The following is a 25596-nucleotide window of genomic DNA, read 5'->3' as shown; positions in this document are numbered from 1 at the left end:
CAAGAGATAAATTTTCTTGTGGAACAGGCATCTTGCCTGTTCATAAAATCCTAATTGAGAATGGTGCAATATCTAAGCTAAAACTCACATCTTACACCAATCTCAAGAACGGGCTCTCCGGCCCGTTCCACAAAGAGTAGATTTTCTTGTGGAACAGGCATCTTGCCTGTTCCTAAAATGCTAATTGAGAATGGTGCAAGATCTAAGTTTCAATCAACAATTCTACCGCTCCTGATCCGCTGGAAAAGCACCCGCTTTCACCGCCACAGTAACAGGTTGTCCGCCGCGGCTCAATTCAAGCTGCAGATCGCTGCCCACTGTACTTTTCTCGACAATTTGCTGTACGCTGCCAGCATCAGTTACTTCTGCACCATTGATTTTCTTGATCACATCGGCAACGCGAACTCCAGCTTGTGCCGCCGGAGAATTTTTCGCAACTCCCAAAACTAACACACCTTTATCTTCAGTCAGCCTCAATTTGGTGTTGGGATTTTGATTAAATTCTTTCTTGATTTCGGGAGTAATGCTCAACATCCGAACGCCGAGATAAGGATGTTCGGCTTTTCCTGCTGTTACTAATTGCTCGGCAATTTGTTGTGCTCGATCGATCGGAATAGCAAAACCCAATCCTTGAGCGCCTTGAATAATCGCCGTATTCATGCCGATAACTTGACCGCGCTGGTTCAGCAGCGGGCCACCAGAATTACCAGGATTGATCGCAGCGTCGGTTTGAATAAAGCTGACGCGCTTGTCAGGAACACCGACATCGGCGCTAGAACGGCCTGTAGCGCTAATAATTCCCACAGTCACAGTATTATCCAAACCGAGGGGATTGCCGATCGCGATCGCCCATTCTCCCGGCTCTAATTCTTCAGATTTGCCCAAACTCACCACAGGCAAATTGGTAGCTTCAATTTTAACAACAGCCACATCAGTAACTGTATCTACGCCTAAAACTTTGCCGACAAATTCACGGCCATCCTTCAGTTTTACCGTCACCGTATCTGCCCGGTCAACGACGTGAGCGTTAGTCAAAATGCGACCGTCGGAACCAAAAATAAAACCCGAACCAGAACCCCGTTCTACTCGATTTCCCGGTGCAATCGGAGATTCGGAACCGAAGAAGCGGCGGAATTGCTCAGGTATCTCATCTGGAACTTGGTTCGTCACGGTGCGAGAAGAATTAATCCGCACTACCGCCGGGCCGACTTCCTGCACAACTTTAGTAACAAAATTAGAGTCTTGAGAAGGCAGTATATTCGCAGGCAATGCTGAGATTGGCGCTGTAGTTGAAGGTTCAGCTTGAATGGCGTTAGAACTTCCAGGAACTCCAGAAGTTAGGGCGTTGCACCCAACAGTTGCGGTGGAGCCGAGCAAAATGAGGGATAAAAAAGCCAGTTTTTTCGGCAAAGAAGAACGGCGAGAACGCACAGTTGTAGCAGGCATATTTTTAGTTGACATAGTATTGAGTTGGTGGGAGTTAGAGGGAGAGTTATAATTAGGATTTTGCATTTTTAGCACCTACTGTAATTAAATTAGAACTAAAGGTTCTTTAATTTTAATTCAAGCATTTATGAGTTCTGCTTGACTGGTGGGGTTTACCCTACAAGCTGGGGTAGAAACCGGACAGTCGTAGGCAAATTGTTTGTGGATTCGAGCTTTTGAGTGCGATCGAACTGGGTCGGCACTGGCGAATTGCTGTCTGAGTGCGATAATATAAACTACGGTAGCCAGCTCGCATATTCCGTATTTCCCGCGAACTTTTCACAGGATTGATATCCGAAGTCATTCGATTTTAGATTTTAGATTTTAGATTTTGGATTGACCACACCGATAAATTCGGGGGCTTGAGGATTTTAGATTTTAGATTTTGGATTGATTCCACGGATAAATCACGTGGCGAGTACCATCAATAAATTCTTGGTCAAAAATAATCCTGGACTCAACAAAACCAGGTTTCTACGCAAAATCTTTGTTGGGAGCGATCGACGTTAACGTAGAAACGAAGTTTTTGACCGCGCCTGTATCCAGGAAGGATCGCAGCTAAAGCACCGGAAAGCCTCACCCTAAAGCAGGAAGTAAAAAACCTGTAATATCGTTTTCGGTTGTATCGGAATGATTTAACCGCAGAGGGCGCAGAGAACGCAGAGGGAGAGAATACAGAGAGGAATAATTCCGATGCTACCGGATTTGATATAAAGCCTCAAGCTAAAGTACCAATTAAACCTAAGTCAATCGATTTTAGATTTTAGATTTTAGATTTTAGAATTGAAGCATTGACTTGCGCGAGATAAGTTCGGGGGCTTGTATCCTGGATGCTTTCGGTCACAATAGCCTGCAAAAACTCTTTTGAAATCTAAAATTTGAACCTATGGAGGAATTTTATTGCTCCATAGGTTCAATGGAACTAACCGAATCAATTTCCCTCGACTTGTTCCTCGAACTTTCCAAAACATCAACAGTATTCTTAATAAAACCAGCCATCGGCACAGCAACTAACAAACCTGCTATTCCTGCCACCTTAACCCCCACCAGCAGCGCCACTAAAATCCACACAGGATTGAGACCTATAAAACCGCCTAATAACCGAGGAGCAACCCCGCTTTCAATTATTTGCTCAATTACTGTAGCGACAGCTAAAACTGTGACGCCGAGCCAAAAGTTGTTTAATGTGATCAGCAAACTGACAATGCAAATACTGAAAGGTGCTCCGAAGGGAATCATAGTCATTACACCGACACCCAAACCAAACAGAAGTCCGAAGGGAACTCGCATAATTAAAAAAGCAACAGTGATAGACAATCCCATCAAGCCCGCCAAAGTTGCTTGCCCGACGAAGTAGTTGTGGAAGCTTCGCGCCAGCAACTCTCGCAATTGAAGGCTATGCTTGGAGGGAAACCATTTAAACAATCCTTCCCATACGCGATCGCCGTGCAAGAGCAAGTAGAATGTCACGACTATTGTGAGGAGGAAATTCAACAGACTGTCTGCAGCACCCAAGCCAAATTTGAGAATTTCGCCAGTGAGAGACTGCAATTGAGATGAAAGTCGATCGCTCAATTGGGTAGTCAAACCGCTAACATCAATGCGGAGATTGCGATTTTCGGCCCAATTGTGGAATGCTTCAATCTGTTCTGTGCCAGAAACTATCCAAGTCGGCAGTCGGGTGGCAAGTTCAGTAATTTGGTTTAGCAGAATGGGGGCTAGAGTCAGACCTAAAACCACCAATAGCAGTAAAGTCAAAAACAATACCGACAAAACTGCTCGATCGCGCTTCAAGCCGTATCTGTGCAGAAAGCGCACTGGATAATCTAGCAAAAAAGACAGCACTGTAGCCACTACCAAAACTGTAATCAGGGCGCGAAAATATTCAAAGACTAGGAGGGCTAACCAGCAGTTGAGTACCGCTAGGGGAAATACCAGTCCGTAAGTCCACCACTGCGGCAGTTGAGTGAAACGTCTCATCTAAGTTAACCGAGTTAAAATTTGAGATGCAAGATGTGAGATTGACGCTGCTATTTGCCGTTCTCGCTTAAACATTTTAGGGTGCATTTAATTTATACCCGACTGCTGAAAATTCGCAGTAGCTCGACCCCCAGCGGAAATTGGGTTGCTGGCAGGCACTGCCTGCCACAACCATGTTATATCGTTTCCGCTGCTATGGATATATCACCTGCGAAACAAATATTTGTTGCTGTTGACCGGGCAGCAGTTTGCAGCGCACGATTCAACCTTTTTCCCCGTACCGTTCGAGAGCTAATTGAATTAAACGGTCTACTAATTCAGGGAAAGAAATGCCGTCTGCGGCCCACATTTGCGGATACATACTGGTAGCTGTAAAGCCGGGAAAAGTGTTGATTTCGTTAATCAAAACTTCTCCGGTTGATTCAATGTAGAAAAAGTCTACTCGCGCTAAACCTGCCGCGTCTATAGCCAAAAATGCTTGTACTGCCATTTCTTGGATTTGCGAGACGATCGCACCGCTGACTTTTGCCGGGATTGAGCAGTCGGCTTGTCCCTGGGTATATTTAGTTTCGTAGTCGTAGAAATCGCTTTGAAAAGTAATTTCTCCCACGGTTGAAGCTTGGGGATTATCGTTACCTAAAACTGCACATTCTAATTCTCTAGCAACCACACCCGCTTCGACAATTATCCGCCGATCGTAGCTAGCGGCGCTGTCGAGGGCTGCTTCTAACTCAGCGCGCGATCGAGCTTTAGAAATTCCCACAGACGAGCCCAAATTGGCCGGTTTCACAAAGCAAGGATAGCCCAAAGCTGCTTCAATTTTATCACAGAGTTTAGGGAAAACGCAAGGATTAGACCAGATTTCGGAACGGTTGACAGCGATGTATTTTACCTGTGGCAAACCAGCTTGAGCAAAAGCCATTTTCATGGCAATTTTATCCATTCCCAGCGCCGAACCTAAAACCCCCGAACCGACAAAAGGAACTTGCATTAATTTCAGCAACCCTTGCACCGTACCATCTTCACCGTTTGGGCCGTGCAAAACAGGGAACCAAACATCTACGGCATTAAAATTAGGAAACTGTCCAGCGGGAGAGTCGTTTTGTGCTGTTTGTTCCTCTATTTCCAGAGGTTTTCCGGTGGCTAAGACTTCTTGAGGTAATGTTCCCGACAGCCAGCGGCCGTTTTTTTGGATGTAAAAGGGCAGAACTTCGTATTTAGAGGCATTTTCGTCAGCAGCGAGGGCACGGGCGATCGCCCGCGCCGAACTAATTGAGACTTCGTGTTCGCCCGATCGCCCCCCGAACAATAGCCCGATCCGCATCATTGTCATTTTCCACTACTCCTAGGACTTTTCGACAAATATACACGCAGAGAGCGCAACTAAGGCACATACGAACCGCTTTAAGACTACTTATCTCCTCCCTTCCACTCTTCCTCTGTGTCCTCTGCGCTCTCTGCGGTAAAAAAAATTACATCTTCTTAGAAGAGTTCACCAGTAAGCCGTCCCTATCTCATTCCGGTGCTATTTAAAGCATTTCTCCCGTCAAACTAAAAGCGCGAATATCTGTAATTTTAACCCGCACAATTTTACCCGCCAATTCAGCAATATCGCCCTTAAAAAATGTGAGACGATTGCCGCGAGTTCGCCCCATCACCTGAGTTGGATCTTTGAGATTCTGGACTTCCACCAAAACCTCTTCAGTGCGTCCGAAATAGCGCTGCGATCGTTCCATCGCCGTTGTTGTCACCACATGATTGATTCGTTGCAGGCGATCGGCTTTCACCTCCTCACTCAACTGATTTTCCCACAAAGCCGCAGGCGTCCCAGGGCGAGGCGAATAAGCCGCAGTATTCACCAAATCGAAACCAACCTCTTCGATCAACTTCAAAGTCTTCTCAAACTGTGCTTCCGTCTCCCCAGGAAAACCGACAATCGCGTCCGCAGTAATCGAAGCATCCGGCATATAACGGCGAATTGTATCAATGATCCGGCGGTATTTTTCCTGAGTATAACCCCGCGACATCGCCTTCAAAATATCATTATCTCCCGACTGAAAAGGAATGTGAAAATGTTCGCAAACCTGCGGTAATTCAGCACAAGCCTTAATCAATCTTTCCGTAAAATAGCGCGGGTGGCTAGTAGCAAATCTGAGGCGATCGACACCAGGCACATCCTGCAAAAAATAAAGCAAATCCGTCAAAGTATGCTGGTTGCTGCCGTCCGGTTTTGTCCCCGGCAAATCGCGCCCGTAAGCATCAATATTTTGCCCCAACAAAGTTACTTCCTTGTAACCTTGACGGCCCAAATCCTCCATTTCCGCGCGAATAGCCTCCGGCATTCGCGACTGTTCAACCCCGCGAACATTCGGGACAACACAATAAGTGCAGCGTTCATTGCAGCCGTAAATTACATTCACCCAAGCAGTCACCTTACTATCGCGGCGCGGCTTAGTAATATCCTCCATAATTTCCACAGCTTCAGTCGCCACAACTTGATTGCCCTCAAAAACTTGTTCGAGTAAATCTTCAAGTCGGTTAGCGTGTTGCGGCCCCATTACTAAGTCTAATTCCGGCACTCTCCGCAGCAGCGCTTCACCTTCCTGCTGCGCCACGCATCCAGCTACAATTAAAGTTAAACCCGGTTCTTGGCGCTTGCGATGAGCTTGCCTTCCTAGGTTAGAATAAACTCTTTGTTCGGCATTGTCGCGAATCGTGCAAGTATTGTAGAGAATCAAGCTAGCTTCGTTCGGGTCTTCCGAGAACTCAAAGCCCATATTTTCCAGAATGCCGGCCATCCGTTCCGAGTCGGCTTTATTCATCTGGCATCCGAAAGTAGTGATGTGATAGCGGCGGGGTTTAACGGTCATGGCGAATTGCAGGCAAATAAAAAATATAGGTTTTCAACCTTAACACTTTATTATAACACTTCTGTGTTAAATGACATACGTCTGGTAATTGGGAATTTTAATAATTATAGGGTGTGCAATGCGCCCCTTATCGCTACAAATATTTTTAGATACCGACAAAATCTGCGAAGTCGGGTATCTGGCTATTCTGTTTTTTTAGTGAGATAAAAACTGTAAAATTGTTTTGGCAATACCTTGTGCCGCCAAATAAGGAACCCCATTGCCAACAGTTTTAAACATATTAGTCAACGTCATCTTGGGCGGCAGTGCAAAATCTTTTGGTAGTGACTGAATAGCCAGTGTTTCTGCAACAGAAAGCCGGCGAAGTTTGTAAGGGTGCAAGTGAACTTCGTTATTGCCGTAACAAGCTGTTGGCGAATAACGCCATCGGTGCAATCGCTTGAAAGATTTTTTTGAATCATCTCCTTCATCAACGGAAGCAAACCGCTTAATGCCTGCTTTGGGTTGAAAATAGTGTTTGGCATTGGGATGGTTGAGAACGTCATTTTTTTGGAACCAAAATTCTACCGTTAAATCTTGGGGAATGCCATCAGGACAAGGCAAGAAACCATCACCTGCAAAGGCATTTCTATCAGGCCAAGGATGAGAAAAAGTTTCTGATTTGGGATATAATATTTGACTTTGCCAAGGAAATAAACTTTCGGATAACATTTGGCTTTTTTCCTCTAGGGAAATGCCCAGATTTTTGACAAGGTTTTTTCTAAGCCCAATCAAAATAATTCTATCCCTATCTTGCGGGACACCGTATTCTATCGCATTAATTAAACGTTCGGCAAAAACGTATCCCGAATCAGCCAACTGATTTTTGAGTGCGTCGTAAAAAGCTTTATGTTTTTTGGTTCTCCACAAACCTTTGACATTTTCAAATAAAAAGAAATCTGGCTGCTGCTGACAAATCAATTCAATGTAGGAAGCTGAAAGTTGACCTTTATCTCCTTCCCCACCCCGGTTTTTGCCACCAATAGAAAAGTCAGGACAAGGCGGCCCCGCGATAAATCCTACAATATCGTGATGCTTGCGGGCATCCTGCATCAATTCCCGCAGGCGAAAAGCTGGTTCTCCCCCTACAAGTCGAGTTACATCTGCTTCCTCTCCTTCCCAATATCCGTATTCTGGCTGTGGTAAATTCAGGCACTGCCGAGAATAGCGGTATGCTTGCATGAAAGGTGGGAAAATTTCATTGACATACGCTACATTAAAGCCGATCGACTCAAAGCCCAGATCGAGCAAGCCAGAACCCGAAAAAAATGAGAAAATACAGGGGATGGGGAATTGGGAATTGGGCATGGGGAATGGGGCATGGGGAATTGGGAATTGGGAATTGGTAGAATAGCCGGGGCGGGTTTATTAGATTATGGATTTGAGGCGATTCTTGTTGGTAAAAACTGCCCCTACAGGTATAATTACAACCATTGCCCGCCTCGGAAACGCCAGTGGGGAAACAAAATCCGCATCAGTGTTTGGGATGCCAGATAAATAGCCAGCCACACTAAACTATAATGCAAAGCAAAAGCTCCCAAGTCAAAATCTTGTGCAGGTATCCCCGGTAAACCGATAACTTTGATTAAAAATAACACAAAAAGTGCTTCCCAAATCCCTGCCAGCAATTGAAACGCGCCGGGCCAATCTCGATCCCAGCGAAACTGCTGGATGTATATATATAAAGCATCCCAGCCGAGGCCAAAAATCGCTACATACCCTAAAATCCAGAAAAAGATAGAGCCTGATTGGGAGGTAATTAAACCCAGACAAAAGGGCAGCGTTACTAAAACGCCTACGGTTGCAAATAACAGTAACCGAGTTTGCCAGCGACCGAATAAGGTGGGAGTCATGCGATTTTAGATTTTAGATTTTAGATTTTAGATTGAATGGGAAGGTTGTTCGATTTTAGATTTTAGATTTTAGATTGAAGGCGAAGTTAGTTTTAATCAGTTAAATCTCACATCTTTTACCATTTTCAAGAACAGGCAAGATGCCTGTTCCACAAAGAGTGAGTTTTCTTGTGGGGAGTAGGGGTTGGGCAGGAGAGCCCGCCCGTAAAAAACCTGCCCGTAAAAAACCTATTGAAAATGGTGCAATATCTCAGTTAAATCCATTAAATTCTGTACATTGCTTGTTGCCGAACTTCCTCTTTCCAGTTAGTCGGGAGATTTATTTAAAATCCACTTCAACCACTGCACGAACGATCGCCAAACGCTCAATTTCCGTACACCCGGAACTCGGTTGGCTGCCAGACTTTCAACCGATCGCAAGGCGGCGTATTGCAAGCCCAAAAAGCTGTCTACGGGCGCGTAAGGCCCTCCCAAAGTAATCGCGCCGGCTGCGTATACCCGGCCTTCTGTATTGCTAGCAGAAGAATTCCGCAATTCGGGCACTTCAAAATCGTTGTTAACACTCAGCCGGCCCAAACCGTTGAGGGGAAGATTATATTGAGCTACCAAATCGTTTAACAAGGGACTGGTTTTTACCTTAGCGTCCAAACCCGTAGCATCAATAATAAAATCAGCTTCTAACTTAATTTGCCCCTTGAGTTCCTTCTCCTGAATGTACGTCACCGTGCGGTTTTGACTGTCGCGCTCGACTCGCTCGACTTCCCCGAAGGTAATTTGATACCATCCTTGACTTAAACCTTCTTTGACAATCCGCCGCCAGTCGCTGCGCTGGGCTGTGGTAGTTCCGCCCCAGTCTGTGAGCAACTGCGGGCGCAATTCAGGGGCGGCTTTTTCCAAAAGTACGCGGAGTTCCCCGCCCCAGCAAGCTTTCGGCCAGTTGAAAGGTTGAAATTCGTAGTGATTTTCGACCCTGCGCTCAGCGAGTTTAAATTTGTTACCTTGAGGTTTGGGCGATCGCATCAAATGCAATACTTGAATATTACTGTTCCGCTGTCGCGCTTCGTAAATTCGCTGCACCACCCGCGAAGCCACAATTCCCCGGCCTCTAATTAACACGCTGCCACCGCTGGCCTCCAATTTTTCGTAAACGCCGTCGTGGCTTTCGTAAGCGTTGACAACCGACTCAAAATCCTGGGTTTTTTCGCGGTAAGCTTGCAAGTCTGGCAGAAATTGAATGGCGGGATAGCCGGTGGCTAAGTGTACGTATTTGGCGATTAAAAAAGCGTGCTCGCGGTGATCCGCATTCGATCGAGAATAAGCGATCGCGTACCTGCCGTCATCTGTTTTGCGAATTCCCCGCACTCTACCATAGCGAAACATCTGATTCCACCCAATTCGATCGACTTCCCTGTCAATAGAATCAAACACATTCCCCGCGCGAGGCGTATAAGTTTCGGCAAAAGTCGGTTCAGCAAACACCTGCCACATCAACATCAGTGATACTCCCAAACGCCCTTTGAGCAATTCCTGCCAAGCTTCCCGCAAAGCATAGGGAGGCCACCCCCAAATGTTGTCTGGACAAGAGTCAGAATTCGATCGTAGGCGTTCCCGCAGCGGAATTTGGGAATTCAGGCATAGACGCAGGTAGCGGGCGTAAGGCTGGTTTTCCATGCCCAAAACCGCAATTCGATCGATTTTCACGCCGCAAATTCTCAGCACATCCACCCAAATAAAGCTGCCCAAACCGCCGCCAACGGCCGCCCAATCAACTTCTGCTACAGGAAGTCCCCTAGATTCGAGCGATCGCATTGACACTTGAGAAGCTTGCAAAAATGCAATCGGCGGAAATTCTCCCCTACTACTTGTTTGAGGAAGCTGCAACATTATTGGCTGGCCCAACGCGGGGTCTGGCCCATTGGTCTGCGGGTTAAAGAAAATGTGAGAATTGACCGACGGCGTTTCTGGGGAATTAACAGCAAAAGAAATGCCGATCGCGTAGGGCCCAACTTGCAGCATATCCCCGTTTGCCAGCACGCAACGGGTTTGGCGAACGCCGTTGACAAAAGTACCGTTGCGGCTACCCGTGTCAGTAAGTAAAATACTGTTACCTTCGGTGCCTATCACTGCATGGAACCGAGAAACTTGACTGCTGCTGAGGGCAATTCGAGAAACTCGTTTCCCGTTGATTGTGGCGGGCATAGCTTCAAAAATTCGTCCCAAAGCGATGGGTAAGTCGAGTATCGGGGATCGACAATCCCCCGTAGCTGTATCTGTCCAAGTCAGTCGCAGGCGCAAGGGTTGAGAATTCATGATTATTTTTTAAACATCAGCCGTCGGCTTTGAGCTTTCTGCAAAAAAAGATTTTTGAAGTTGAGAGTGTTTAGCGAATACCCTGATTTTCCGTTTTTCTTAAATCTTGCACCATTGTCAAGAACGGGCAAGATGCCCATTCCACAATAGATGAATTTTCTTGTGGAACAGGCCGAAAAGCCTGTTCCTAAACAAGTAATTGAGAATGGTGCAACATCTCAGTTTTTCAAATTTTCACGGAGATATCACCACACTCGCCGCCGCAGCCAAAGAAGTACCGCACCACGGACACCCCGCATTCAACTGCGCGTAAGGCGAAATTCGGCTGCATTTGGGACACTGCAAACCATATTGTGAAGGCCCCGTCGGGTGAAAGTTACCAGGTGCGGGAGGCCCCGACAGCAAAACTGTCTGGGGCGCGGCTACCTGCACCTCCGTCACCTTCAGCACCTCAATTTCCACTTGGCCTAAATGGATGTGGCTTCCCAATTTCAATTTTGCTTCGCCTTGGGCGAGAATTTTTCCATCTACCAGCGGCGGATTGGTTTCGCGCAAATTCCGCACTGCATACTCCTGCAATTCCTGATTAAAAAATATTTCAACGTGCAGACCCGATACGCTGGGATGCGAAAATACTATATCGCACTTCGCCGGATCGCGCCCTAGCCTCACGGTTCCCGGATTTTTGCTCGGCTGTCCGTTTTCAATTGTCTGAGTTTGACGCACCCCAGCTTCTGTCCATGCTAAAGTGAGCTGGCTTGTCATGATTTTATAGTTAGCTCAAAAATATAAAAAAATATTAACTGATTTATTTGGAGGACGGACTTCCTCACCAAAAAACTTAATTAGAATTATTGAGGCTTATTGAGGCAGGCTCGATCGCACTTCTAAAAATATTATTATGTGCAGCTAAACAAAAAAGCCCTGAGTTCGGGGCTTTTAGTGCTCGTATTGGCTTTTTTTGAGAGACTGACTCGCGCTTACCAGCTTTTCTTTCCCGCAAAATTATTGACCCCAGTGCAGCTTTGTTAAAAAATTGCCGTTAAAGATTTGCCAGCGATTGCTAAAAACTAATTGCTGTGGGGTTTTCAAATTTGCGAGGCTTTGGTGCGCTAGTTACGAATTTTGGAGGTGGGGCGATCGAACTACCTTGGTAACTTCGATCGCCCCACCTCCTCAAACGTTTACTGTCCTAGTGCTATTTCTCACGCTGCAACTGTGCAATCTTTCATTACAGGGCCAGCCTTGAGAGACTTAAGCTTCGCTCTTGCGGCTTTTCCGACCGCCTTCGCGACCAATTTGAGCCATGTGTTCGCGATTTCTGCTGACAGCTTCGCCACCTTTTTGACCAGCTTGTCTGGCTTCTTCAGGGGTGAATTCGTGTGCAGTTCCTTTCTCGTGTGCAGCTTTTCCGCCTTTGCTAGCAATTGCGCGCTGTTTTTCTGCATCCATAGAAGCGAATCCGCGTTTGCTTTTCTCAGCCATGACTGTCTCCTTGTTTGTTTCTGATTTTTTAGCTCGATCGCGCCTTCGCCTCCCACTGTCGTGGTTACTTCCAGTCAGTGGTGAGATATCCGACGGTAATTTATGAAACCTCATCACACGAATCTAAGCTTTTGGTTTAACTCGCAGGATGACTCTTTCATAATTTACAAATGTGAACTAAAAATAGTTCACGCCCGGGCACTATAGTTAGAGCCGCCAATGTTTTAAGCTGGTTACTGTCTTTCAATCATTCTATAAACCTCCCCAACTTTTATACCTCTTTCTCAGGTATAGTCATTCTTTAGTTCGCTGGAAGGATGGAACCGAAACCTGATTGGCGGTAGACTCAGAGGATTTTTTCGACCTAACCGCGACACCTCAAAAATTAAAAGTCCCAAGACGGATGCTTTTTTGGTCTTTTTACTTTTTTTTTGATGCCTTCCGCGCTTGCCACTTATCCCGATGTTAGTTGGTCTGCCGATCGAGTTGTTTCTGGTAAGCGATATTTTGGGGCGCAGCGCAGGACGTACTCGATCGCACTTATCAAGTTTACCTTATGACCTATCGAAACATACATCGGCTTTACCCCTGTTTGCGTCCTTAGCGCTGCGCCTACCGTTGATCCCTCTAGCAGCAAGGGTTGCCAACTGCCCCGATCGAGTCCGACTTCTGAATGTTCTCCAATAAATCGATTTTTGGCAACTCCGATCGTGGGAATCCCTGTCAAAACCCCCAAATGGCACGCAAGACCGAATCTGCGGGGGTGGGCTAGTCCTTGACCGTCGCACAATATCAAGTCTGGCGTCAAACTGATATTTTCCAAAGCTTCGAGAACTGCCGGCACTTCTCGAAAAGACAGGAAACCCGGAATATAAGGAAAAGTTGTAGGACTGCGAACCACAGCTTGCTGCTGCAACTGCAAGTCGGGAAAACTCAGAACTGTTACAGCGGCCCGCGATACATCGTTTGCACTGTCGTAGCCGACATCTACGCCTGCGACGTACCGAACTGTGTCCAGTTGATTGGCGGTAATTACCTCTGACCGAAGCTGTTCTTGAATGGCGATCGCCTCTTCAACTGTCTGCGGCCAAGGGTGTCGCTGCAACATCTTGATTTCTCTTCAACCGTTCTCATCTAAGCTTAACTTATTTTCGGGCATTTTTAAACTCGGATTTTTATCGTTTGTAGCTATAAATTCCCAACTTGCCCAAGCAGTCTTTTTTCTACTCAGGAGGGTTGAGCAAGGCGGGCCGATGCCAATTCTACAAATAGAGTCTGTACGTCGCAGATGGAAATTCTATCTTTCCTGGCTTGCAGCAACCCGCAAAGGTTTTAGCGGGACGCACCTGCCATTTACCATTAAAATTTACCCAAAAATTAGCTGTTCAATTCTGATTTTTTCGCTTTCTAGAAAGCTTTCTTTCTCCGATCGCCCTTTTATCCATTGTCCCAGAGCGATCGAGCTATCTATTTACTTCTGCATTATCTAATAAACTCCGCTTTGTCAAGATGATTGAAACATTTATTAATCAATAATCTCACCCAGCTACAAGTGCCATTGTTCATCCCCGCTCATCGAGCTAAGAGGTTCCCAGACCCTCGCAACTATATGACTTTTATGAAAAAAAATCAATGAATTTATGAGTTGTTGCACCCTTAACATGAAGTTATAATCTTAGATAATATCGAAGAAAAAACTAACATCCAGTAAAACAACTTAGGTGAATTAACATATGAAAACCATGCAAAGTGTTCAGTACAACCTAGCTCTCTACATCGTCGGTGGCATCGTCTTCATCATCGCCGCCTTAATTTTAAGACCTTTTGCCCTCGTCGGCCCAGGGGAACGCGGCGTTATGATGCGCTTCGGAAAAGTTCAAGACGCGATTTTAGATGAAGGCATTCACCCGATTTTACCGATCGTCACTTCTGTCAAAACTATCAGCGTCCGGGTACAAAAAACAGATTTGAAAGCAGATGCAGCATCCAAAGATTTGCAAAGCATTACTACAGATTTGGCAGTCAACTGGAATGTTGACCCCGCCAAAGTAAATCAAGTTTTCCAACAAGTGGGAGACGAAGAACAAATTGTTACCAGCATTCTGAGTCCGGCAATTTCGGAAGTTCTCAAAGCAGCAACTTCTAAAAAAACCGCAGAAGAAATTATCACTAAGCGCACCGAACTCAAAACAGAAATCGACAACAGCCTCAAAAAACGTTTGGAACCTTACGGCGTCATTGTCAGAGATGTTTCGTTAATAAATTTTGGCTTTTCTCCAGAATTTAGCAAAGCCATCGAATCCAAACAAATAGCAGAACAAGAAGCTAAACAAGCAGAATTTACAGTTCAAAAAGCCACCCAAGATGCTCAAGCTGAAATTAACCGTGCTAAAGGTAAAGCTGAAGCTCAACGCTTGCAGCGGCAAACATTAACAGCCGAAATTTTGCAGCAGCAAGCAATTGAAAAATGGAACGGCCAGTTTCCGACAGTAATGGGAGGAGGGGGAACTTTGCCATTAATTAATATTGCGCCGCCGACTTCTCAAGCTGCAACTCCTGCTAAATAAGCTGCTGCGGATCATGATTGCTAGGGCGCGGGGAGAAGGGGAGAAGGGGAGAGGGGGAGAGAGTCTGAGGGGGGGAAGAATAGAGGGTTTTGCACTGCGGATGTGAAGATGTGCTTTTTTAAATGCCCAACTGCAAGTGTAGAAATTACAACTAACAACTAAGGTAAAATCCCGCTTACTAAAATGCGGAGATACAATTTACGTTGCGCGAGTCCTGAAAAACGTTAAAGTAAGAAACAACTCGGAAATTGTAAAGGTTTGCTTGAAAGTTCGGCTGATGGGAGATCGGGAGAACCAGTCAATTTCTAATTTAGGTGAAGTGGGGAGTGCCGGCGATCGCCATACTGCGTCAGAAGCCCTGTGGCTACGCGATCGAGCCTTGGCAGCTAGTAGCTGCGGCATTGTCATTGCTGACGCCAATGCACCCGATTGTCCCATAATTTATTGCAATCCGGCCTTTGAACGGATGACAGGTTACTGCGCCAGTGAAATCTTGGGGCGTAATTGCCGGTTTTTGCAAGGCCCGGATACCGATCGAACTACTGTAGCTAAGATCCGCGACGCCTTGCGCCAAGGTCGAGAAATCCAGACACCAATCAAAAATTACCGCAAAGACGGCACTCCTTTTTGGAGCAAATTATCGCTATCTCCCGTGCGAGACGACAACGCTAATTTGACTCACTTTGTAGGGATTCAGTCTGACTTGGCGGAACCAATATGTGAAGTGCAGCAAGCATTGCAGCAAGCTAACGACCAACTGCAAACGATTTTGGAAGCAGTTCCGGGAACAGTATCTTGGATTAGCTCGGATTTGCGCTATTTGGGGGTTAACCAGCACTTAGCGAAACTGCATGGTTTGCGGCCGTCGGCTTTTGTTGGTCAAGATATTGGTTTTCTGGGCGCTAGCTCGGATTTTAACTCTTTTGTGGTGGAGTTTTTTGCCGATGACGCTACGGAAGCGGTTAAAGAACTCAACGTTAAGGTACAAACCGACGGGGGAGAGTCGGAGGGATACTATTTAATTGTGGCTCAAAAGTACGATGAGGGCAAAGCTGCTTGTCTGGTAGGAATTGACATTACCGAGCGCAAGCGGGCAGAAGAAGCTCTGGTGCTGACTCGCAAGGCGGTGGAAAGTTCGAGTGACGCGATCGGCATCAGCGATGCGAACGGCACTCACATCTATCAAAATCAAGCGTTTTCTCAGCTATTTGAGTGGGACACGGCAGAGGAATTTAAACTAGCCGGAGGTATATCGGCAGTTTTTACTGACCCCGCAGTCGCTAGGGAGGTACTCGACACGATCGCCCAAGGTTATTCTTGGTTTGGTGAAATTACCAACCGCACTAAAAGCGGTGAAACTTTGCAAGTGTTGCTGCGGGCCGATGCTATTAAAGACGCTACAGGGAAAATTGTCGGTCTGATTTACATGAATACCGATATTACCGACCAAAAGCGCACCGAACAAGAGCTGCGGCAAAGCGAGAAGCGGTTTCGATCGTTGATTGAAAATGCTAGAGACATTATTGTAATTCTCGACGAGAAAGGCTTTTGCCGCTATGTATCTCCTTCCGCCGAGCGGATTTTGGGCTACCCGACGGCAGAAGTCCTCGGCCGATCTATATTTGACTTGATTCACCCTGACGAATTGCTGATAGTGGATCAAGTGTTCAAAGGTGTCATGCAAATGCCCAGAGTTAGCCTGGGAATGGCGGAATACCGAGTGAAACACAAGGACGGTTCCTGGTGCGTGTTGGAAGCGGTGGCGACGAATTTGCTCAACGAACCTTCGGTGCGGGGAATTGTGGTCAACTGTCACGACGTGACTGAGCGCAAGATGGCTGAAGAACAATTGTTGCATGATGCTTTGCACGATGCGCTGACAGAGTTGCCCAACCGTGCTTTGTTGACTGACAGGTTGGGGCAAGCTTTTGCCCGCGCGCAACGGCATCCGAGCGAGCAGTTTGCGGTGCTGTTTCTGGATTTGGACAGGTTTAAGGTGATTAATGACAGTCAGGGACACCGCACGGGCGATCGGCTGTTGGTGGCTGTGGCTCGCCGTCTCTTGACTTGTTTGCGGCCAGGGGATACGGTGGCTCGTCTGGGGGGAGATGAGTTTGTGATTTTGCTTGAGGAAATTAAAGGTGTTGATGAGGCGATCGCCCAAGCAAAGGCAATTCTCAAAACGATCGAACGACCGCTTTATTTGGAAGGTAATAAAGTTTTAATTACTGCTAGCATCGGCATTGCTTTGAGTACCGACAAATATCAGTGGCCGGGAGATATTTTGCGCGATGCTGATATTGCGATGTACCGGGCCAAAGCTCTCGGTAAAGCTCGCTACGAAGTTTTTACCAGTGCGATGCACACTCAGGCTGTGGCTTTGATGCACTTGGAACACGATTTACGGGAGTCGGTTGAAGAACTAAATTTGAAATATTCGATAGTGGATTTTGCCTGTGGGACGGCGGCGGAAAACTCGCCGATGAGTGAAATCGATCGCAGATTGGAGCGTCCGAAGTCGCAATTGCCTACTTTAAAATTGGAATGTCCTTTTACTGTTTATTATCAGCCGATCGTTAGTTTGAAAACTGGCTCAGTTATCGGATTTGAGGCGCTGGTGCGCTGGCTGCACCCGGAACGGGGTTTAGTTTCCCCGATGGAATTTATTGCGATGGCGGAGGAAACTGGGTTAATTATGCCTTTGGGTTTGTGGGTTTTGAACGAAAGCTGTCGCCAAATTATTCAGTGGCAGAGTTTGAATTTACCTGTGGGAAATTCGCCGCTGACTGTAGCAGTAAATCTTTCCGGGAGGCAGTTTGCGGAACCGGAATCCATCGAGCAAATTAAACAAGTTTTGCTGGAAACGGGTGTTGACACTCGCTGTTTGAAGTTGGAGATTACTGAGACTGTGGTGATGGAAGATGGGGAAGCGGCGGCGGCGATGCTTTCGCAGTTGAGAGACTTGGGTATCGGGCTGTGTATTGATGATTTCGGCACTGGTTATTCGTCTCTGAGTTATTTGCACAAGTTCCCGATTAATATTTTGAAGGTCGATCGCTCTTTTGTCAGTCGCATCGGGGAAATGGGCGAAAATTTGGAAATCGTGCGGGCGATTGTGATGCTGGCCCGCAGTTTGGGGATGGAGGTAGTAGCAGAAGGTGTCGAAACCGCCGTCCAATTGGCTCAAATGCGGGCGATCGGCTGCGAGTACGGTCAGGGGTACTTTTTCTCTAAACCTCTCGACAGTGAGGCAGCTACAGCCTTGTTGAGGCGATCGCCCAAATGGTAATCCGATCTACAATAGGAACTGTATCAAGGCAAACTCATACCAAAACCTATGTCTCAATCGATCGCCCCAGTTTTAGCAGACAAGCAAATTGATACTTCCCCAACTTTAACCTTTGAAGAATACCGATTTTATCAAGGAGAATCTGATGTAAAATATGAACTGTACAAAGGCAAATTAATCCCGATGCCAACAGCCACAATTTTACATATCAAAATTTGCGAATATTTAGTTTACCAATTGCAGCGTTACCTAGCCACGCACAATCTTGATTTAGTAGTAAAAACTGGTCTGGGAGTGAGAACAGATGAAGATAAATCTCGGATTCCCGATGTAGTTGTCTGCACTCAAAGTCTATTGGAACAAGCTGCTGCTAGACCCGGTGCAGGTATCCTCGAATTTGATGAAAAGCCGCTGTTAGTGGTAGAGGTGGTGAGCGAAAATCGCCGTGCAGATTACGTGATTAAACGCGGAGAGTACGAATTAGCGAATGTGCCAGAATATTGCATTGTAGATCCTAAAATGGGCAAGCAAAAACTTCGGCTTTTTGCATTGATTGAAGGTGAAGATGGTTACACGGGTACAGATTTCTTGCCTGGTGAGGAAATGGAATCGGTAGTATTTCCCAATCTGAGATTATCAGTCAATGAAATTTTAGATCCGCCATTGGTGGAAGGGTTAATTAAGGCAGAACAAGCTCAATTGCAGAAAGCTGAAAGATTGGCGGCGAAGTTACGGGAATTGGGCGTAGATCCTGATGCTGTGTAGGAAATTGGATCGAGTACGCGCGGCGAAGCTATCCCGTAGGGAATCGCCCTTGATGTATCTCAATCATCTAGCGGCAAGTCGCGCAGAAAATAAAAGCGATCGCTTTGCCAATTGTCTCCTTTAATTCGCCCCACATAATTTGTCAAAGGAGAGGAAAGCTCAACGAGAATTTCGTGCAAGTCTTTGGGTGATAACGGTCTAAGTGCATTAGACATTGAATAAGCACCACTAACAGCCTCGACACTTGCTCGTTCAAAACCACTCTTTTCCTGATACTTTTTCAAACTATGCAGAACATCAGATCGCACTTTAATTTCTTGTTCAACTTGCTCAATATATTTAGCAACTTCATCATCAGATTGTCCCGGTTTCAAGTATTCTTTAAGTTTAAATAAGTCCACCGAGTTAGGATAGTTGCTTTGAAGTTTAACCAGTTTTTCAAGCGTCTCAGGGTTCATAATTGCCATACCGTGTTTTTTTGCTGCATCCATAAGTTGAGTAGTTGGAACGCCAGGCCCAATAATCAACTTAGTTGCTTTTGCGAGTGTTTCTTTATCTTGGAGCCGTAGCGTTCCTAAATTCAGCAATTGAACTGCTGTATCATTAGGGATTTTTTTACCAGCTTTGCACTCGCCAACTAAGGGGTAAGGTTTGGAGCATAATAAATCTAAGCCGCCAGCACCACCTTTGTGAGCATAATCTATGGTAAATCCCAAAAACTCAAGGCTATCGCGCACTACAATTTCAAAGTCGGTTCCTGCTTCATAGTTGCTTTTGTTGGTATCTAGTTCTTTTGCCCGATTTCCCAAAGCTGCTATGGTATTTATCCAAGCTAAATCCGGTTTGATTGGTTTTACAGGCTTATCGCTACTCCAACCTAGAAACATTTTGATTTCTGCGTCTAGTTGTTTGGCTTTTGGATTGGTGGTAGATAAATGCACTAATGCACTTTGCAACTCTTCCAATTCTGGATGTTCGGGAGGCTCTAGTTTTTCCAGCTTTTGACGGCGTTTGGCAAAGATAGAGTCGCTCAACACTGGCGTTGAATCAGTAACAGTTAGGGATTTTGGCAAAGGTACAAAATTGCCGCTGGGATGCACTGGCATTTCCAGCGGCTGAGGTAGCAAATAAACCCGCAGGTAAGCTACAAAAATAAAAGGACGCTGCTGGAGAATTTGCTGTAAGGCCTCTGTTTTCCAGACTGTTAACCGCGACAAATCCTCTAAGGATTCCGGCTCATTCACCATTTGGCACAATTCGCACTTAGCCCAAGCTTTGATCGAAACTTTATTTGAATTTAACTGAGCAAGTGCCTTTTGAGCAACGGGTAAAAAATGCGATCGATAATATTGATCGCAAGGCAGATTACCTGAAATAATACCAGGATAAAGTGCATATTGTTCTCCCGGATTAAACATTCGCCAAACTAGGGCTGCGATAGTTCGCCCTTGGATTAAACCCGTTAAATCTGGGGCCGGCAAACGGATAGCCCTGTCAAGGTTGACTAGCGACATGAGAGTATTTGTGCCAATATGAAGTAAATAGTTTTTGCAGTGTTAATTAAACTCAGTTAGCAAATTGTCAATCGCCTCATCTGTTTCTTCTTCTTCTGATAAATCAGAAAACATAAATTCTTCTGCAGTTACAGGTTCATCTTCAATCATATCGACCGGAACCTCATAAGAGGGATCGCTAAGAATCTCTTTAATTAACGGGTTGCTAACTCCCAGCATTTTATCGGCACCTTTCTGGGCAATAAATTGGAAAATTTCCTCTTCACTCACCCTATAGTCTACTTCCCGCTTCTTATGAACAGCCCGAATAGCTATCAGCGGTCTGATTTCCTCTTCTTTCAGTGGCACAAATTCACCGCCTTTTTGTCTAATTAGCGGTTCAAGATAGGTTGTCTCTAAGTATGTACTAATTTTTTTGGTGGTGGAACGAACCAAGCAACCGCGAGTCATACCAAAGGTTTCATAGTCATTTAATCTTTTTAATCCAGCGCCCAAGGCTTTGCCACCAGCATACTGAAGCACTGCCACTCCGATACTGATATCTTTGCCGTTTTCCTTCCCAATAACCTTAAAATTGATGTAATCATTTTTGCCTCCTTTTCGCGTGACTTTCTCTGTAACTTGTTGAACGCTTACCCTTTCCACTATTTGGCCAATCAAGGTCTGGAAGCCGAATAAAAGAGCATCAGCAAGCAGGTAGGTCTGTTCTAAATAATCTCCAAGGTCTTCATCTAACTCTTTGGTAAAAGCAATTTCAACGGGATCTAAAAGTTCTTTTTCCTTTGACTCTTCCCTCTCAGTCAGAATAGGAGGATGACAGTTATCTTGACACCATTTCAAAACCTGTCGGATAGTTTCTCTTCCCTCACCAATCTCGCTGAGTTGGCTTTCTGTAAATGGATACACAGGAGTAGGAGGAACTAAATTTCGCAGTTCGTAATACTTTTTTAACCAACAACCAACTAAATCAATAATAGATTCCCGATTCATGTACTTTAAGTCAATTGGATTTCCATGAGTCGAAACCTTATTGTACACCCCACCGGGTAGCTGCTTAATTTTATTGCTCCATGAATCGGGCATCATGACGCTCAGAATCACACCCCGACTGAGATTTTGCAATAAATCTTTTATGAGTCCAGCAACGATTTGGCTGATATGCAAACCGCTAATATCATCGTATGCCTCACTCGCGTCTAACTCATCAAAACAAATGACAAGCTGGTTATACTCGCTAATCAAATCTAACATTTGCAAAACTGCATCAAAAGATTGTCGCTGGCTGGGTAATTCCAGTTCATTGGATTTGTAGTTAGCTAATTCTTGACCTTCTAACCATTTTATTGCATAAAGTGATTCCTCATCTGATAGGGTCCAAAATATTGCTTTGACAATATCAGGGTCGCTAACTTTTTTAGCTTTTATAAATGCTTTTGTCAGATCTTTTACCCATTTATTGACTTGTTTTGAACTACCTTTTTCAAATTTTTTTACTAGCTCTTGAGAAGAAAAAACTTTAGCCTCTGCTTTAGCAGCTTTTAAGCCATGATTAACCATTGCTGTAGCTAGTTCTTGCCACTGTGTCACGCCTTGCCAGCCAATCTTTCCCAAACTTTCAGCTAAAATTCGCTGAAATTCTTGCTTGATTAGTCGCAGATCGCCATATTTGTTGGCGTACACAAACAATCCTCCGCCTTGAGATTGCAATCGATGGCGAATGCGACTAATAATGTGGGTTTTACCTGTTCCGTCTTGAGCTGTTATAGCAATAGAAGTTGTTGAGTATTGACGTTTATGAATGCACTCTAATGCTTGAAATACTGCATCAGAAGCATGGGAATTTATAGATTCAACATCAAAGAATTCTTTGCCCCAAACATCACCAGCATTAAGATAAGGATGTTTAGCAAATGGGTTTAGATCGAGGAGAGCAGCATGAATTTCTTCAAGTGAGGAAACAGGAGAGTTAGTCATGGTAATGTGTGTGAGGTAAAGAACTAAAAAAGTATTGAAGTCAATTTGCGGAACTTGTGCGTTTGGCGTAGTAGCGCATTCCGCCAAGTTTAGTCTTGATAGAATCTTCTGTCTTATCGAGCGTGATGTCTGTCATCTCACCACCTATAAGCTGAAAAATATCATTAGCCTGCATTTCCAACAGCCACTCATTGAACTCCGATCGCCCTACCCTTTCCCCGATCGCCCGACGCATCCGATAAATCGGCACTAAATCGTCTAAGTTATAATCCCGGTTCAAGCTGTCATATACATCGATCGCCACAGCCTTAAAATCGTCATAGGATGCGATCGTCCCTACATCCGCCTTCCCCTTCTCAACCCCAACACTCGCCGCACCATCCTGATGGCGAATCCACTTCAACAAAGAATTTCCCAGCCGAGTACCAATTTGAGAACCATCAAACTCAAACAAAGAATCCCGACTTTTCAGCCCCTGCGCTAAAACTTCTTTCCCTTTCGCCGTCAATTCCACCAGCGTCACCCGATTTACTAGCGAATACTCGATCGCCCCGGTTGCCTGCAACTCACCGAGCACTCCCAGATATCTCTGACTCGTCTCATTAGTCCGCACAATCCGCTTAGTCAACTCCCCCTTTTTCACCTTCATCTTCCCGCCGCTCAAATCCCACAAATTCAGCAGTACCCGCACTTTCGCCTTCGCATCCCACACCGCTTGCTCTTCCGGTGTCAAAGTGTTAGGCACCGCAATTTCATCTTTCTCAGACATATCTATACCTTTAAATACTTGTTTTTACTCTCAAATTTTACCAGAAACCTTGCTGGGAAACATTTAAACTTTTCCGCACAATCCCTACCGACGCTGGACACAACTTATGCAAATTTCATTTAAAAATAATTCGGATTGACTAAAATGCGATCCTTTGATAAAATAGCGAATCAAACGAGCGATCGCACTTCAAATTTTCCGCAGTAAATGCGATCGAAACCATTTTAAGCACAGCCCGCTACACTCTAGCAACCTCAACAAATGTAGCGATCCCAACCGCAGCTAACAACCAGCAAACCAGCGTAACTGCGACTTTAGTTCAATGCTGGATTCAGCCTTTAGAAAGACGAATTCAACCTAAACATCTTGTTACATTGCAATGGCAATCAAAACATTGAACAAGATTTTACCCATGAAAAATATTCCCGACCAAATTTCCGACATCAAAGAAAAACTTCCCGACCTTACTCCCACCCCTCCTGGTTTAAAAGCTCAAGCATCTAGCCACGACCTCAAAGCCCGTTTAGATTGGGGCGAACCCGGACTCACAATCATCGACGCCCGTGACTTTGAAAGCTTCACCAAAAGCCACATTACCGGCGCCGTAATGATGCCAATGGACGAATTAGTCGGTAGAGCACAATCGAGTTTAGAACCCATCCGCGATATCTACATCTACGGCGAAAACGACCAACAAACCGCCGAAGCAGCCAATCTTCTCCGCGCAGCAGGCTTTCAAAAAGTAGCCGAACTAAAAGGCGGAATTCCTGCTTGGAAAGCCATCGACGGCCCCGTGGACGGCGCTGTCGAACACGATACTCCTGGCCCCGATGCCTACAACGTTTTCTCTCGCTTGCAACACCACGCCGAAGCTCAGAAAATCCACAAATAACCTCAGATTGGCGGCAGGATTCGCCCATAAAATCTGACACTTAATAAACCCGGTATCGCAAAAGTTACCGGGTTTTTCTATCAAAAATTATACCAAATCCGTCTTAAATTTTAGTAGTCTCTTACAGAGAGAGTTCGTTTGTCTAGTAGCGGTTTCAACAGCAGATTTTTAATACCAACTCTCAAAACTCATGCAACAGTATCTGTAGGGTGCGTCGCCCTCAAAAATCTTAAATAATATCCACAATCTTTGAGCGACGCACCTTACACAATATTTCAGCAAACAAACCCACACTCATTATTGTTGCAAGACGAGGCGATAATTAGTATAACTTTCTGCCATCCAAATATGCCTTAACTTCCCCAAACATTAGGCGGTTTGCATCAAAAGTAATCCGTTTAACAGCCTCCTCAAAAGAAAGCCAAGCAGAATTTTGAACTTCCTCCTCTTGCAAAACAACTTCCATCGAATTGACAAAACCTAAAAAATAAGTCACAGTCTTTTCAATGGGCTCCCCATCCTTAACAAAAGAATAGTGTTCCGTAAAACTCGGCTCATCCAGCATTTCAAAATCCGATATACCAGTTTCCTCCTCAAATTCCCGTCTTGCCGTTTCCGCTGGAGATTCCCCCGGATTCGCGTGACCTTTCGGAAACGCCCAATGTCCCGCTTGATGTTGAATCAACAAAAACAAAGCATCAGCTTCCTTGCCAAAAATCGGCACAATCCCAAAACATTCATCTTTCATGTTTCTGATATTTCCTATTAATTATCGTGTTCTTATAGTCTCGCGAAGGCGGACTTTGTTTGTGTAGACGCGATTTCCAATCGCCGGGAATTTGTGGTTTCAACTAAAATTCCCACCCCAAGCGAGTCTGCTGTTCATAAACCCGCTTCAAAGTATTAACATCCCTCGCGGAAATAGGCGGCGGATTTCTCACCTGAGAAAAATAAAGCACATCAGTTTCCATCAAACTGTGGCCCCAAATTCCCAAAGCGTGGCCCAACTCGTGCCGCGCCGTCGCCGGAATATACTTCCCCACTTGATTCGGATTCAAATAAACCGAAAACCGATGAGATAACACAGTTTTATCCCCATCCCGACGGGCGTATAACTCATAGGTAGCCTCTCCAGAGCGCGATCGCAAAACCCCTTGACGCAAAGGCGGAGCCCGACGTAAAATCCTAATATCAGCCACCTCCGAACTATCCACCACTTCCAAAGGCAAATACACCCCCCATTCCCGTACCACATCCAACACAGCCGCCACCCATGCTTCAGACTTATTAGCATCAACTGGACGCTCAACATAAACCTGAATCGGAAACTTAGACCACAACAAATGACCGAATTGCGGTTGCTTAACCTGGTCAAAATAATCACCACTATCCGTGGAATCTTGCCAATTGGCCAGCGTTGGTGGCAAAGGATGAACCTGTGGATTCGGCAAACTATTAGGGAGAGAAGAAACAGTCGCCGCCGGAGTATTAACCTGACTAAAAATTATCAGGCTAAAACAACATAAAGCCAATCCCAAACCAGCCAGTAATCGAGGTTTTACTGTCACTTTCCCCAACCGCATTTTTCTGACTGCACTTAAATTTCATTTTTAGGGCGGGCTAGAAGCCCAACCCCTACTCCCCACAATAATTTATCAGAAAATTGGGTTTAAAACCCCGTCCTTCTAGGACGGCTTTAATTTCTTAAATCCATTCCTAAAAATCCATAAATTTCTTGTATTTGTGCTAGACTAGAACAGTCAAGGTTAAACTCCTTTGCCCGAAGTGAAACGGAGACACACTT

At 45.4% G+C, this 25596-nt stretch carries 19 protein-coding genes; 4 read left to right on the top strand and 15 right to left on the bottom strand.

The genetic code is table 11. The features are described from left to right. Positions 1-222: 222 nt before the first annotated feature. The 10 genes from QUB11_RS06855 to nfi form a co-directional block, all read right to left on the bottom strand. Complete coding sequence (locus QUB11_RS06855; protein ID WP_333200227.1) at positions 223-1512, bottom strand: HhoA/HhoB/HtrA family serine endopeptidase; 1290 nt, start codon at positions 1510-1512, stop codon at positions 223-225. Between the two features lie 870 nt (positions 1513-2382). Next, on the bottom strand, positions 2383-3465 hold the full coding sequence (locus QUB11_RS06850) for an AI-2E family transporter (RefSeq protein ID WP_333200231.1): 1083 nt from the start codon (positions 3463-3465) through the stop codon (positions 2383-2385). A gap of 262 nt (positions 3466-3727) precedes the next feature. Then, positions 3728-4798 (bottom strand): D-alanine--D-alanine ligase family protein, encoded by a 1071-nt coding sequence (locus QUB11_RS06845; RefSeq protein WP_333200233.1) that lies wholly within the window; start codon positions 4796-4798, stop codon positions 3728-3730. 196 nt (positions 4799-4994) lie between these two features. Continuing rightward, positions 4995-6335 (bottom strand): tRNA (N6-isopentenyl adenosine(37)-C2)-methylthiotransferase MiaB, encoded by a 1341-nt coding sequence (gene miaB / locus QUB11_RS06840; protein WP_333200235.1) that lies wholly within the window; start codon positions 6333-6335, stop codon positions 4995-4997. A 195-nt stretch (positions 6336-6530) separates the two neighbouring features. After that, on the bottom strand, positions 6531-7682 hold the full coding sequence (locus tag QUB11_RS06835) for a DNA cytosine methyltransferase (RefSeq protein ID WP_333200237.1): 1152 nt from the start codon (positions 7680-7682) through the stop codon (positions 6531-6533). Positions 7683-7798: 116 nt separating this feature from the next. Continuing rightward, positions 7799-8227 carry a hypothetical protein gene (locus tag QUB11_RS06830; protein WP_333200239.1) on the bottom strand — a complete coding sequence of 143 codons (429 nt, stop codon included), beginning with the start codon at positions 8225-8227 and terminating at the stop codon, positions 7799-7801. A 306-nt stretch (positions 8228-8533) separates the two neighbouring features. Then, positions 8534-10537, bottom strand: coding sequence for an FHA domain-containing protein (locus QUB11_RS06825; protein WP_333390105.1), 2004 nt, complete (start codon positions 10535-10537; stop codon positions 8534-8536). A gap of 234 nt (positions 10538-10771) precedes the next feature. Next, positions 10772-11302 (bottom strand): FHA domain-containing protein, encoded by a 531-nt coding sequence (locus QUB11_RS06820; protein WP_333390103.1) that lies wholly within the window; start codon positions 11300-11302, stop codon positions 10772-10774. 489 nt (positions 11303-11791) lie between these two features. Beyond that, entirely contained in the window at positions 11792-12022 is a 231-nt protein-coding gene (locus tag QUB11_RS06815; RefSeq protein ID WP_006631632.1) for a KGG domain-containing protein, read from the bottom strand. A gap of 454 nt (positions 12023-12476) precedes the next feature. After that, positions 12477-13130 carry a deoxyribonuclease V gene (nfi, locus tag QUB11_RS06810; protein ID WP_333390101.1) on the bottom strand — a complete coding sequence of 218 codons (654 nt, stop codon included), beginning with the start codon at positions 13128-13130 and terminating at the stop codon, positions 12477-12479. Positions 13131-13755: 625 nt separating this feature from the next. Here nfi and QUB11_RS06805 point away from each other — a divergent pair. The 3 genes from QUB11_RS06805 (at position 13756) to QUB11_RS06795 (ending at position 18643) form a co-directional block, all read left to right on the top strand. Beyond that, positions 13756-14589: a prohibitin family protein gene (locus QUB11_RS06805; RefSeq protein ID WP_333390099.1), complete on the top strand. Its 834-nt coding sequence runs from the start codon at positions 13756-13758 to the stop codon at positions 14587-14589. A gap of 277 nt (positions 14590-14866) precedes the next feature. After that, positions 14867-17878: an EAL domain-containing protein gene (locus tag QUB11_RS06800; protein ID WP_333390097.1), complete on the top strand. Its 3012-nt coding sequence runs from the start codon at positions 14867-14869 to the stop codon at positions 17876-17878. Positions 17879-17926: 48 nt separating this feature from the next. Further along, the gene (locus QUB11_RS06795; RefSeq protein WP_333390095.1) at positions 17927-18643 is read left to right on the top strand and encodes a Uma2 family endonuclease; all 717 of its coding nucleotides are present in this window, start codon (positions 17927-17929) and stop codon (positions 18641-18643) included. A 59-nt stretch (positions 18644-18702) separates the two neighbouring features. On the opposite strand, the gene QUB11_RS06790 is transcribed toward QUB11_RS06795, so the two are convergent. From QUB11_RS06790 to QUB11_RS06780, 3 genes are read right to left on the bottom strand one after another with little or no spacing between them, the layout of a single operon-like run. Then, positions 18703-20157, bottom strand: coding sequence for a DUF1802 family protein (locus QUB11_RS06790; RefSeq protein ID WP_333200252.1), 1455 nt, complete (start codon positions 20155-20157; stop codon positions 18703-18705). Between the two features lie 42 nt (positions 20158-20199). Beyond that, on the bottom strand, positions 20200-22131 hold the full coding sequence (locus QUB11_RS06785) for an ATP-binding protein (protein ID WP_333200254.1): 1932 nt from the start codon (positions 22129-22131) through the stop codon (positions 20200-20202). Positions 22132-22171: 40 nt separating this feature from the next. Further along, complete coding sequence (locus tag QUB11_RS06780; protein ID WP_333200256.1) at positions 22172-22900, bottom strand: hypothetical protein; 729 nt, start codon at positions 22898-22900, stop codon at positions 22172-22174. Positions 22901-23279: 379 nt separating this feature from the next. Here QUB11_RS06780 and QUB11_RS06775 point away from each other — a divergent pair, with 379 nt between their 5' ends. After that, on the top strand, positions 23280-23792 hold the full coding sequence (locus tag QUB11_RS06775) for a rhodanese-like domain-containing protein (RefSeq protein ID WP_333200258.1): 513 nt from the start codon (positions 23280-23282) through the stop codon (positions 23790-23792). Positions 23793-24114: 322 nt separating this feature from the next. Here the strand turns inward: QUB11_RS06775 and QUB11_RS06770 are convergent, their stop codons facing one another. Then, entirely contained in the window at positions 24115-24540 is a 426-nt protein-coding gene (locus QUB11_RS06770; protein ID WP_333200260.1) for an NUDIX domain-containing protein, read from the bottom strand. 103 nt (positions 24541-24643) lie between these two features. Further along, on the bottom strand, positions 24644-25375 hold the full coding sequence (locus tag QUB11_RS06765; RefSeq protein ID WP_333200262.1) for a peptidase: 732 nt from the start codon (positions 25373-25375) through the stop codon (positions 24644-24646). Positions 25376-25596: the final 221 nt, after the last annotated feature.

It is taken from the genome of Microcoleus sp. B6-A1 (assembly GCF_036705085.1).
Classification (GTDB): domain Bacteria; phylum Cyanobacteriota; class Cyanobacteriia; order Cyanobacteriales; family Microcoleaceae; genus Microcoleus.
The sequence above is the reverse complement of the archived record's forward strand: the minus strand, read 5'-3'. Positions and strand labels throughout refer to the sequence as shown.

Excerpts from the sequence above, each read along its gene's own strand:
- QUB11_RS06855 (WP_333200227.1), bottom strand. The coding sequence starts at position 1,512 with ATGCAAAATCCTAATTATAACTCTCCCTCTAACTCCCACCAACTCAAT.
- QUB11_RS06850 (WP_333200231.1), bottom strand. The coding sequence starts at position 3,465 with ATGAGACGTTTCACTCAACTGCCGCAGTGGTGGACTTACGGACTGGTA.
- QUB11_RS06845 (WP_333200233.1), bottom strand. The coding sequence starts at position 4,798 with ATGACAATGATGCGGATCGGGCTATTGTTCGGGGGGCGATCGGGCGAA.
- miaB (WP_333200235.1), bottom strand. The coding sequence starts at position 6,335 with ATGACCGTTAAACCCCGCCGCTATCACATCACTACTTTCGGATGCCAG.
- QUB11_RS06835 (WP_333200237.1), bottom strand. The coding sequence starts at position 7,682 with ATGCCCAATTCCCAATTCCCCATCCCCTGTATTTTCTCATTTTTTTCG.
- QUB11_RS06830 (WP_333200239.1), bottom strand. The coding sequence starts at position 8,227 with ATGACTCCCACCTTATTCGGTCGCTGGCAAACTCGGTTACTGTTATTT.
- QUB11_RS06825 (WP_333390105.1), bottom strand. The coding sequence starts at position 10,537 with ATGAATTCTCAACCCTTGCGCCTGCGACTGACTTGGACAGATACAGCT.
- QUB11_RS06820 (WP_333390103.1), bottom strand. The coding sequence starts at position 11,302 with ATGACAAGCCAGCTCACTTTAGCATGGACAGAAGCTGGGGTGCGTCAA.
- QUB11_RS06815 (WP_006631632.1), bottom strand. The coding sequence starts at position 12,022 with ATGGCTGAGAAAAGCAAACGCGGATTCGCTTCTATGGATGCAGAAAAA.
- nfi (WP_333390101.1), bottom strand. The coding sequence starts at position 13,130 with ATGTTGCAGCGACACCCTTGGCCGCAGACAGTTGAAGAGGCGATCGCC.
- QUB11_RS06805 (WP_333390099.1), top strand. The coding sequence starts at position 13,756 with ATGAAAACCATGCAAAGTGTTCAGTACAACCTAGCTCTCTACATCGTC.
- QUB11_RS06800 (WP_333390097.1), top strand. The coding sequence starts at position 14,867 with ATGGGAGATCGGGAGAACCAGTCAATTTCTAATTTAGGTGAAGTGGGG.
- QUB11_RS06795 (WP_333390095.1), top strand. The coding sequence starts at position 17,927 with ATGTCTCAATCGATCGCCCCAGTTTTAGCAGACAAGCAAATTGATACT.
- QUB11_RS06790 (WP_333200252.1), bottom strand. The coding sequence starts at position 20,157 with ATGTCGCTAGTCAACCTTGACAGGGCTATCCGTTTGCCGGCCCCAGAT.
- QUB11_RS06785 (WP_333200254.1), bottom strand. The coding sequence starts at position 22,131 with ATGACTAACTCTCCTGTTTCCTCACTTGAAGAAATTCATGCTGCTCTC.
- QUB11_RS06780 (WP_333200256.1), bottom strand. The coding sequence starts at position 22,900 with ATGTCTGAGAAAGATGAAATTGCGGTGCCTAACACTTTGACACCGGAA.
- QUB11_RS06775 (WP_333200258.1), top strand. The coding sequence starts at position 23,280 with ATGGCAATCAAAACATTGAACAAGATTTTACCCATGAAAAATATTCCC.
- QUB11_RS06770 (WP_333200260.1), bottom strand. The coding sequence starts at position 24,540 with ATGAAAGATGAATGTTTTGGGATTGTGCCGATTTTTGGCAAGGAAGCT.
- QUB11_RS06765 (WP_333200262.1), bottom strand. The coding sequence starts at position 25,375 with ATGCGGTTGGGGAAAGTGACAGTAAAACCTCGATTACTGGCTGGTTTG.